The sequence below is a fragment of the Streptomyces sp. NRRL WC-3549 genome (assembly GCF_000721935.1).
Classification (GTDB): domain Bacteria; phylum Actinomycetota; class Actinomycetes; order Streptomycetales; family Streptomycetaceae; genus Streptomyces.
Window position 1 is genome coordinate 8,250 of record NZ_KL585421.1, and the last position, 7,038, is coordinate 15,287.

Genomic DNA, 7,038 nt, shown 5'->3' on the forward strand with positions numbered 1-7,038 from the left:
CCAGGGCCACGTCCGGCCGGTGCTGGAGGAGGGCGCTGAGCAGGTCGGGGCCGGTGTCGACCACGGCGGCCAGTTCGAAGCCGTGGTCCTCCAGCAGATGGGTCAGTCCTTTCCTGAGGAGGTACTGGTCCTCGCCGAGGACAACACGCACGGGAGCTCCATCGTCAAAGTGGTCGGGCCGCCGCGAGGCGAGGCCACGTCGAGCAGACCGTCGAAAGCGGCCAGTCGCCGCTGAATACCACGGATCCCGCTGCCGAGGGCAGGATCGGCGCCGCCGCATCCGTCGTCGGTCACCGTGATCCGCAGTGCCCCCGCCCGGTGGCGGAGGTCGATCAGGACGCGCCGGGCGCCGGAGTGTTTCGCACTGTTGGTGAGTGCCTCGCTCACCGAGAAGTACGCACATGCGGCCACCGGCGCCTGTGCCCGGCCCTGGAGGTCGGCGGTCACCTCCACCGTCAGCGGGTGCGCGAGTGCCAGCGTGCGCACGGCGTCGACGAGCCCTCGCTCGGCCAGGACCGGCGGATGCACGCCACGTACCAGACTGCGCAGCTCGCGGAGGGCGGCGGAGGAGTTCTCCCGCGCCTCCGCCGCCATCGCCCGGAGCTCGGGCTGTTCACTGCCGAGGCGGTGCTCGATCGCGCGCAGACTCATGCCGATGGCGACCAGACGGGTCTGGGCTCCGTCGTGCAGATCGCGTTCGATCCTCAGCAGCTCCGCCGCCTGGACACCCGTGGCCTCCGCCCGCGTCGTGGTCAGCTGCTGCACACGCCGGGCGAGCACGGACCGTTCTGTGGGCGCCAGTAACAGCGCGCACCACCGCGCCTGGGCCCGCAGCGTGTACGGCGTGCCCCAGAGGACGGCTCCCGCCGCGAGCGCGGCTGCCGTGACGCCGGCCGGGCCGGGCCACCACAGCCCCATGGCGGGGACCGACGCCATCGGCGCGAGCAACAGGGCCGCCGCCACGACCGGATTCGTCAGGAGCCACAGGAGGTCGCGCCACGTCGCCGGGTCGGTGAGGACCCACCGGCGAGTGGCCAGCCATGTCGGCAGCAGGGGGCCGGGGTGCAGCGTACGGCCGTACGCGTAATGCCCGTCGGCGCCCTGGACGGGTACCGCAGGCTGTTGCCGGTACGGCTCCGCGATGTCCGCCAGGCCCCCGTGGCGCAAGAGGTCCCGCCACAGGTTCACCAACTTCCGGCTCGCCAGAACCACCTGGGCGAGAACGGGCACGAGCCCGAAGACCAGGGAGAACACCGCAGCGATCAGCTGGAGCAGAGCGAGTACGAGCCCGCACACCGCGAGCGCGCACAGCAGGCACGCCGCTCCCACCGTCTGGACCCGCCGCCATACCCGCACCCACCAGCGGGTCCCGCCGCCTGCCACGGGCATGCCTCCACCGCCCAGGAGCAGCCTCGTCCAGTGACCGTGCAGCCGGATCGACGACGGCCCCACCGCGAGACCGGCCGACACCGAGGCCAGGGCGAGCACCGCCGCACCCGCCGAGCCGGGCCCGCGGTGCCACAGGGGCGCGGTGAGCCCGGCCAGACCGGCACCGATCAGAGCGGCGGGCAGCACGGCCACCGGGGCTCCGACCAACGGGTCAAGCAGCAGCCACAGCAGATCGCGTGCGGTCGCCGGATCCCGGGTGATCTTCCGGGCAGCGCGCTTGCGCCCGGCGGTACTGCCGGAGGCGTACAAGCGCCTGCCGTACCGGTACAGCCCGCCTTCCCTGGCACGGGCCTTTGAGGAATGGGGAACGTACGGTTCGGGGATCTCCACCTGCGACCAGGAGGCCGCCAGCCGGCGTCGCAGTCGGGGCAGCCGACGCAGCTGGAGCAGCGTCCGCACCGCACCGGACACCAGGGCCACGACCATAGGTACGACAAGCAGCACACCGGCCGCGCCGAGCACGGCCAGCGCCACCCCACGGGCGGGGGCGAGGCACAGAGCGCGCCGCCACGAAGTGCCCCGAGGCCGTGTTCCGTTGCTCATCGCACCTCCCGGCAGCTCGTGTGATCAACAGTCTGACATGCGCGCACGTCTGCGGGCAGGTGCAGTTTTCTGCACCCCGACTGTGCTTCCTACTGCATTCCGCGGGCCTCCGTCGGTGCGTAGCGTCATCGATGAACGCAACAGCAGGATCGGAAGCAGAGCAGCAAGGAAAGGAGGCCGTCATGAAGCCGGCACCGCAGGTTCAGGAAGGGCTGGAAGCGGAACCCGTCACGCCTCCGGGAGAAGACAAGCAGCCGGAACGTGCAGGGCGCAACCCCCGCACCGTCCTCATCGAGGCGGCGGCCCTGGACGTCGCACTGCCGCTCCTTCTCTTCTACGGCCTCCGCCTGATGGGTGTGAACCAGTGGCTCGCACTCGTACTCAGCAGCGCCCTTCCCCTGGTGCGGCTGGTCTACAGGGCGATCAAGGACCATCGGGTCGAGCGGCCCACCCTGTTCTCCCTGAGCATCATGCTCAGCGCCACGCTCGTGTCGCTGCTGACCGGAGACCCCCGGCTCGTCCTGGCCAGGGAGAGCTATCTGACAGCCCTGGTCGGGCTCTGGATGCTCGGCACGCTGCTGGCCTCACGGCCGTTCATCTACCAGGCGACCATGCCGCTGCTCCCCGAGGCCACCGCCGCTGCCTGGCGCAAGGACTGGGACGATGTGCCCGAGTTCCGGCGGGCCATGCGGGTACTGACCGTCGCCTGGGGACTGGCTTTCATGACCGACGCGGTGGCCCGTGTGGTCATGGCGTACACCCTGCCCGTCGACAGCGTTCCGCTCCTGGGCGCCGGCCTGCTCACGGTGCTGCTCATCGCGATCGTGCAGTTCAGCAAGGCGTACGCCAAGCGCCTTTCAGCCCGTCTCGGCCGGCCCGCCGAACAGTGACCGCGGGCCCCGTACCCCCGTCCGGGCGTGCGAGAGGCACCGGCCCCTCGCTATGTATTTCGCGGTCCTGCAAGGGGGCCGCCGGCCTCCGGGCCCGGACGGGTCACTCACTCCTGCGTCAGCGTCAGCAGGGCGCGCGCCGCCAGCTGGTAGCCGAGCGCACCCATGCCGACGACGATCCCTGAGGCCAGCGGTGCTATGACCGACTCGTGCCGGAACTGCTCACGCGCCCAGACGTTCGAGAGGTGCACCTCTATCCACGGCCGGGGGTAGCTGGCCAGGGCGTCCCGCAGACTCCAGCCCGCGATCATCAGCGCACCCGGGTTGACGATCGCGCCGACCGAGTCGTAGTTGTCCTGGATCGCGTGGATCAGTTCGCCCTCGGACTCACGCTGGACCGAGACCACGTCCCAGCCCCGCGCCCGCACCTCCCCGGCCACGGAGCGCTCGATGTCGGCCAGGGTCGCCTTCCCGTAGACCTCCGGTTCACGTCGTCCGAGGGTGCCCAGGTTGGGACCGTTGAGAAGCAGCAGTGTGCTCATGACGCACCTTTCATATCGGCGGCAGATGTGTGCTCGTCCAGAGGGGCGGTTCCCATGGCGGTGAGTGTCCGGGCGACTGTGTGCTCCGGGACGTCGTGCACCAGCTCCGGCCCCCGTGGTCCGTCAAGGACGAACGACAGGCCGGCGGTGGCCTTCTTGTCCAGCCTCATCAGAGCGATCAGGTCGTCCGGGGCCGGCCCGGGCGGCAGCTCGGTGGGCAGCGAGTAACTCGCCACCACCGTGCGGTGTTCCGCGACCCGCGCCTCGTCGATACGGCCCAGGGCTCCGGCCAGCAGTCCGGCGAACACGGTGCCGATGGCGACACCCTCGCCGTGCCGGACGGCGTAGCCGGTCGCCCGTTCCAGGGCATGACCCAGCGTGTGACCGTAGTTGAGGATGTGCCGCATTCCGGAATCCCGCTCGTCGGCGGCGACGACGGATGCCTTCAGCGCGACGCTCGCGGCGATCTGCTCGTGCGTCGACAGGCCGCGCAGGTCACCCGCTCCGATGAAGTGGCACCTGGCGATCTCGCCGTAGCCGTTCAGCCACTCCCGGCGCGGCAGGGTTTCCAGGTAGTCGGTGTCGCACAGCACGGCCTTCGGCTGCCAGTACGCCCCGACAAGGTTCTTCCCCTGCGGGAGATTCACGGCGGTCTTCCCGCCGACGCTCGCGTCCACCTGGGCCAGCAGCGATGTGGGCAGATGGATCACGGGGACACCACGGTGGTAGAGCGCCGCCGCCAGGCCGACCGAATCGGTGGTCGTACCGCCTCCGCAGGAGATCACCGCGTCCGTCCTGGTCAGGCCGAACTCGGCGAACCGGCGGCAGAGTTCCTCCACCGTCGCCAGGGTCTTGTCGTCCTCGCCGTCCCTGGCTTCCAGCACCAGCGCCGGCACACCCGGATCCGGAACCCAGGCCCGGGGCCGCGCGGACACGACCACGACCCGCGCCGCACCCAGCTCGGCCACCACCTCGGGCAGTGTGTGACGCACACCGGGGCCGATCCGAACGGAGTACGACCGTGCACCGAGAGGCACCTCGATCCGCCGGTATTCCTGGGGCATGTCCTCGCTCCTCGTAGTCCGTCCACACGCGGGCAGCCACGGCCGCAGCATGGACCGCGACCCCGCACCGGTGGCTCAGGTTCGCATGAATGCAGGGGGCCCGGTATATAAATAGGGGTGAGAGATCGAACATAGGGGTGTCGTCGCAGACGGGGGAGAAATACGCTTCACAAAATCCTTCCCTGTGGTTGTCGGATGGCCACCGGCCTGGAATCGGTGAAGGCGATGATTGAGCAGTTGCTCGCGGCGGAAGTCGCTTCGCACGAAGTCTTCGAGGACCCCCCGGAGGTTACCCTTCTTGCCGAGGAGGAGGCACTGGTCCGCGATTCCGTGGAATCGCGGCGCCGGGAATTCACCACGGGACGCCATTGTGCCCGCACGGCCCTCGGGTCCCTGGGGTTCCCCTCGGACCGGCCCATCCTCTCGGGGAAAAGGGGGGAACCCCTCTGGCCCGGCGGGGTGCGGGGGAGTATCACCCACTGCCGCGGCTACCGGGCAGCGGCGGTTGCCCGGGCTGCCCAGGTCGCGTCGGTCGGAATCGATGCGGAGCCCGACCAGCCGCTACCGGACGGCGTCCTCGAGGCCGTGGCGCTCCCCGAGGAAGAGGTCAGGACGGAGGAACTCCTCCTCGGCCACCCCGGTGTGCACTGGGACAGAATGCTTTTCAGCGCCAAGGAAAGTGTCTATAAGACTTGGTTTCCGCTCACCCACCGGCCGCTCGAGTTCGATGACGCTGTCATCGAGATAGACCCGGTGGGCGGAACGTTTTCCGCACGGATCCTTCCGCAAGGTGTCCGCGGTATTCATAATGCCCCCAGGGGATTCACCGGCCGCTGGACAGTCGGGAACGGTCTTGTGGTCACAGCAATCGCTGTGCCGGCCGTGGGGGGATCCCTTGACAGAAACCCTGACCGAAACCTTGACAGCAGCCGAGGAGTAAATAGCGCATGAGTATCGTCGAGCCCAATGTCATTCTCCGGGGTGGGCCTTCCACCTACCTGTCCGAAGAGCAGCGCATCTGCTATGTCGAGCAGCTGGACGAGAAGCTGAAGCTGCCCCGTGGCAACCGGTACGAGCACTTCGAGCCCACGGCGGAGAGCGAAGTGCACGAAGGTGTCCCCCTCCGCGTCTTCACCTGGACCGGGGCGACGAAGTTCGCGGAGTAGCGACTGCGGTGGGCCGGTGGCGGCGTCCTTCCCCGGGACCGGCCCATCACACTGCCCCGAACCGTGCCGCACACGGTGGCGCGTGCGAGACGTGCGGGGCACGGTCCCCGATCGCCGTGCTTCCTCGCCGTCGGCCCCGACGGCGAGGAAGCACCCGTACGCGCCCGGGGCGTGGCTACGCCCGTCCCGGCCGGGATCTCAGGGCAGCAGCGACGCGATCGTCCGGGAAACCGAAGCGATCACCTGCGGCGCATGGTCGTTGAGGTAGAAGTGACCCCCGGAGTAGGTGTGCAGCTCGAACTCACCCTCCGTGTGTTCGGCCCACGACCCGACCTCGTCGACGCTCGCCTTGGGGTCATCGGTGCCCGTGTGCGCGTGAACGGGGGCCGCGAGGCGCGGGCCGTCGGTGTAGCGGTAGGTCTCCGCCGCCTTGTAGTCGCTGCGGATGGCGGGAAGCACCATACGCATCAGCTCCTCGTCACCGAACACCTGGGCGCCGGTGCCGTTGAGCGAGCGCAGCTCCTCGATCATGCCGTCGTCATCACGCAGATGAACGGACTCCTCCCGGTGCCGGCAGGGAGCCCGCCGTCCGGACGCGAACAGCACGAGCGGGATCACACCCTTCTGCTCCAGCCGCAGTGCGACCTCGAAGCCGAGTGTGGCTCCCATGCTGTGCCCGAACAGCGCCAGCGGCCGGTCCGCCCACGCGAGTACCTGATCGGCCACCGCTTCGGCCAGGTCCGGCAGATTCTCGATGCACGACTCCGCGCGCCGGTCCTGCCTCCCCGGGTACTGCACGGAAAGCACATCGACCTCGGGCGCGAGCGCCTTGGAAACAGGGAAGTAGAACGGCGCGGACCCTCCGGCATGCGGGAGGCACACGAGCCTGGCCCTGGCGTCCTCGGAGGGGTGGAACCGCCGGATCCACAGGCTGGGGTCGGTGAGATGCGCGGTCACCTGACATCCTTTCGAGTCACGGGCCTGAGCGGGATCCCGCCCGGCCGAATGCCTCCATCACCCTTCCCGCCGCCGGCGATGGCGCACAACCCCTATCCCTCCGGCTAGGGGTGGACCATCCACAGACAGACTCCTCACAGAAGGCAAGAAATGGAACCCGTACCCTCCGCTGTCTCCGCCCCGACGCGCATCTCAGGAAGCACCCGCCTCTACGCCGTTCTCGGGGACCCCGTCGCACAGGTCCGGGCACCGTCGCTCCTGAACCCTCTCTTCGCCCGCCTCGGCACCGACGCGGTGCTGATTCCCGTGCACGTGGAACCGGACGACTTCGCCCAGGTCTTCCAGGGGCTCATACGGATGAAGAACCTGGACGGCATCCTCGTCACCATCCCGCACAAGGCCGCGGCCCTGCGCCTCGCGGACGAGG

The 7,038-nt window shown here is 69.4% G+C and carries 7 protein-coding genes and 1 pseudogene; 4 read left to right on the plus strand and 4 right to left on the minus strand.

Annotation, left to right across the window (positions count from 1 at the left end):
* Positions 1-102 precede the first annotated feature (102 nt).
* On the minus strand, positions 103-1,992 hold the full coding sequence (locus tag IH13_RS0125335) for a sensor histidine kinase (protein WP_037842313.1): 1,890 nt from the start codon (positions 1,990-1,992) through the stop codon (positions 103-105).
* Positions 1,993-2,174: 182 nt separating this feature from the next.
* On the opposite strand from IH13_RS0125335, the gene IH13_RS0125340 reads away from it, so the two are divergent.
* A complete protein-coding gene (locus IH13_RS0125340) occupies positions 2,175-2,882 on the plus strand; it encodes a VC0807 family protein (RefSeq protein WP_051835918.1) in 708 nt (235 codons plus the stop codon).
* Positions 2,883-2,989: 107 nt separating this feature from the next.
* On the opposite strand, the gene IH13_RS0125345 is transcribed toward IH13_RS0125340, so the two are convergent.
* Together IH13_RS0125345 and IH13_RS0125350 are read right to left on the minus strand one after the other, a co-directional pair.
* Positions 2,990-3,424, minus strand: a complete 435-nt coding sequence (locus tag IH13_RS0125345; protein WP_031088184.1) for a type II 3-dehydroquinate dehydratase — start codon at positions 3,422-3,424, stop codon at positions 2,990-2,992.
* Positions 3,421-4,488 carry a 3-dehydroquinate synthase family protein gene (locus tag IH13_RS0125350; protein WP_051835919.1) on the minus strand — a complete coding sequence of 356 codons (1,068 nt, stop codon included), beginning with the start codon at positions 4,486-4,488 and terminating at the stop codon, positions 3,421-3,423. Before IH13_RS0125350 ends, IH13_RS0125345 begins: the two co-directional genes overlap by 4 nt.
* Before the next feature lie 195 nt (positions 4,489-4,683).
* Here IH13_RS0125350 and IH13_RS0125355 point away from each other — a divergent pair, with 195 nt between their 5' ends.
* Both IH13_RS0125355 and IH13_RS0125360 read left to right on the plus strand, forming a co-directional pair.
* Positions 4,684-5,439 (plus strand): 4'-phosphopantetheinyl transferase family protein, encoded by a 756-nt coding sequence (locus IH13_RS0125355; RefSeq protein WP_063837487.1) that lies wholly within the window; start codon positions 4,684-4,686, stop codon positions 5,437-5,439.
* Positions 5,436-5,654 carry a DUF5988 family protein gene (locus IH13_RS0125360; RefSeq protein ID WP_031088188.1) on the plus strand — a complete coding sequence of 73 codons (219 nt, stop codon included), beginning with the start codon at positions 5,436-5,438 and terminating at the stop codon, positions 5,652-5,654. Before IH13_RS0125355 ends, IH13_RS0125360 begins: the two co-directional genes overlap by 4 nt.
* Before the next feature lie 198 nt (positions 5,655-5,852).
* Here the strand turns inward: IH13_RS0125360 and IH13_RS0125365 are convergent, their stop codons facing one another.
* Entirely contained in the window at positions 5,853-6,611 is a 759-nt protein-coding gene (locus IH13_RS0125365; RefSeq protein ID WP_031088190.1) for a thioesterase II family protein, read from the minus strand.
* 150 nt (positions 6,612-6,761) lie between these two features.
* Between IH13_RS0125365 and IH13_RS0125370 the strand changes: the two are divergent.
* Positions 6,762-7,038, plus strand: a pseudogene (locus IH13_RS0125370) (shikimate dehydrogenase); the annotation flags it as partial.